Source organism: Streptococcus pseudopneumoniae, assembly GCF_001068775.1.
GTDB lineage: Bacteria > Bacillota > Bacilli > Lactobacillales > Streptococcaceae > Streptococcus > Streptococcus pseudopneumoniae_N.
Map to the genome: position 1 here is coordinate 1 of NZ_JWAJ01000101.1, position 3072 is coordinate 3072.

General features: G+C 42.4%; 1 protein-coding gene. It reads left to right on the forward strand.

Annotation, left to right across the window (positions count from 1 at the left end; translation table 11 throughout):
• Positions 1-19: 19 nt before the first annotated feature.
• The coding region (locus ADF68_RS11420; protein WP_275042608.1) for a Rib/alpha-like domain-containing protein at positions 20-3072 on the forward strand (3053 nt) is incomplete at its 3' end.

Here is a 3072-nt window from a genome sequence, read left to right on the forward strand (position 1 = left end):
AGAGCAGAAGAACTGGCGTATGATTAAAAAAGGAAAACATTTCCTTTTTGGTTGTTCGCTTGTTTTTGCGGTCGGAGCTAGCTTAGCTACTCAAACGGTCCATGCAGACACAGCATCGGAATCTACAGTTGAGAGTGGCTCAAAAGCTAAAGAGGCTAAGCCTGTATATGGTGGAGAAACGGGGACTTATGAAGCTCCTGCTGCTGTGGCAGAGACTCAGCCAGCAACAGTTGAAAAAGCAGTGGTAGCGGAAAACACTACTGCTAAAACAGCTAACAAAGAAGCTTTGACCCAGTTGGTCGAAGAAGTAAAAGGCTTGGACAAAGCAGGAAAGACAGAAGACTCTCTTTCTCGCTTGAACACAGCACTTGAACAAGCACAAAATGTTTTGGCAAATGCAGAAGCTAGCCAAGACCAAGTGGATACAGCAGTCGCTAGTCTCAAAGAGGCAGTAGCTCAACTTGCTATCAAAGAAGAAAAAGCAACAGCAGTAGCCACTGAAGCTAAAGCTGAAGAAGCAACCGAAGTGGCAACTGAAACAGTCGCACCAGCTGAACCAGTCCGTTCAAGAGGGAAACGTGATCTAAGTTCACGTGCAGCATACCGTTCAGTTGACGGCTCACTCGCTGAAGGTGAATTTTCTGGTGCGGGTGTCAAGCAGTTTCAATCAGTTCACTACAGTGTTGATGGAGACAAAACAACTTGGACAATCGGTGTTATACCGAATAAGAAGACTAACCAATCTGCTGGATTGTTGGTCGCATCAGATGATACCATCGAAAGTATTACTGTCATAGATCGTGGTCCGAAGGCTGGAAGACTGGATGGAGAGGATTACATCAATAAATCTTTCAAAAACCTCCCTGCTATGAGCAATAATAAAGCATTGGGATCTCATTATAAATTAATTGGTGGAGGAGTTCCTGATTCGCTTACTTATAGAGTAGTGACTAAAGGGACCAAACACAATCTGTTTGCTCGTTTTGCAACAGCTCCTGCGAGAGTAACGCTTGAAAACCGCGGGTTAAATGGTCCAGATGCAACGATTGTTGATGCTCGTACTTCGGATTTCCCAGCAGTCGGTATCAATCTTTCATCAAGACTTGCCCCAAAACCAGGAGTCAACAACACTTACACCCAAACAAATGACACGATTACAGTGCCTACTATAGCTTCTACCGATACAGTCTTGACAGGTACAGGAAAACCAGGTGCTATCATCAATATCAAGGTAAATGGTAAAATTTCTAGACGAGTCCAAGTTGCAGGAAACGGACAGTGGTCATTCCCACTTGATCTTGGTTTGAATAGCAATGTTACTGGTGGTGCACAGTTAGTTTCTGCAGATAAAATTAGCGTAAGCCAAACCGTTAATGGTGTAGAAAGTGCTGATACAGATGTAAATGTATCTCTAGGTCACTCAGAAATTGTCCCATCAGACAAGTCTCAGCAAAAAAATAATCTTGTTCAAGGTGAAAAAAATGTTACCTTGAAAGTACCACACGATGCAGGAGCAGCTTACTTCCAATTCACGGACGCTGATGGCAAGGCGCAAGAAGTTGGACTCAAACGTGATGCTGTTCCAGGTAAATGGCAAGTAAACTCTTCAAGCAGTGCTATTGCAAGCGTTGCTTTAAGTGAAGATGGTAAGTTCTACTCAACAATCAACTTGACCTTGAACAAAGATATGAAAGCTGGAACAACAGCTCAAGTTATCTCTAACATGCAAGAAGGTAGCTACTCAAGTCTTCAAGGATGGCAAAAACGTAACGTTGAAGCAGCTCCACAAGAAGAGACTCCAGCGCCACAACCACAACCACAACCACAACCAGAACCATCAAAACCAAACACTCCAGCAGTAGATAGCGCAACTACAGCCCCAGAAATTGTCAATGACTTGGCAGGTAAAGCAAGTACGCCAGCTGATGTAACAGTTAAAGCACCAGCAGGTTCAACTGTTAAACTTTACAACAAAGATGGCGTTGTGATTGGTGAAGCTGTAGCTAACGACAAAGGTGTAGCAACTGTTCACCCTACAAACAGCCTTCCTGAAGGAGAAATTACAGCTACTTCAACACCAGCAGGTGGAACAGAGTCAGCTAAGAGTACACCGATTACGGTTACAAAAACACCATTGACTGAAAACGGGGTTGTTAGGACTGGGACTAATTCTTTACAGCTTTTAGTTTCTAAGTCTCATGTTACAGTTTACCCTGGAGATTCAGTTAATATTGATGTTATCGGAGCATCGTCGTCTGAGATACAAACGTTTTTTGCAAGTGACTTCCCTAAGAACCTATATGGAGTATACCCAGAAGGAAATTATTTCAAAAGTGCTGGAACAGTAATACATACTAAGGATGTTAAGAATAAATTTGCTGGTACAGTTGCCTCAAACCACCCAGCAGGTGATTATGTTACCACTTTCCTTCTTAAAAATAAAAAAGGACAATCTACGACGAATAGAATTAAAATCACGGTCCTTGAGTCATCTAAGAAGTATGAACCAGCAGTTGCAGATACAAAAGTAGATGTTGCAGATCCTAACAAGGTTAGTGAAGATGAAAAGAACAAGATCATCGACTCAGTTAAAACTGCTAACCCAAGTCTTCCAGCAAATGCGACATACAGTGTGGATGAAAAAGGGAACCTTACCATCACTTATCCTGATAAGTCAACAGATAAGGTTGCAGCAGCATATCTTGTTACTCCAACAGCTAAGGACGCTGATAAATACACTCCAACAGCTAAGGCTCAAACAGTAACACCAGGTTCAACACCAGAAGCTAAGAACTCAATTGGAAACGTATCAGATCTTCCAAGTGGAACAACATTCGCCTATAAGACACCAGTAGATACTACTAAAGAAGGCGAAAAAGACGCAACAGTAGTTGTAACCTACCCAGATAAGTCAACAGAAGAAGTTCCAGTTAAAGTAACTGTAAAAGATCCACGTAGCGATGCGGACAAGAATGAACCAACAGCTAAGGCTCAAACAGTAACACCAGGTTCAACACCAGAGGCTAAGAACTCAATTGGAAACGTATCAGATCTTCCAAGTGGAACAACATT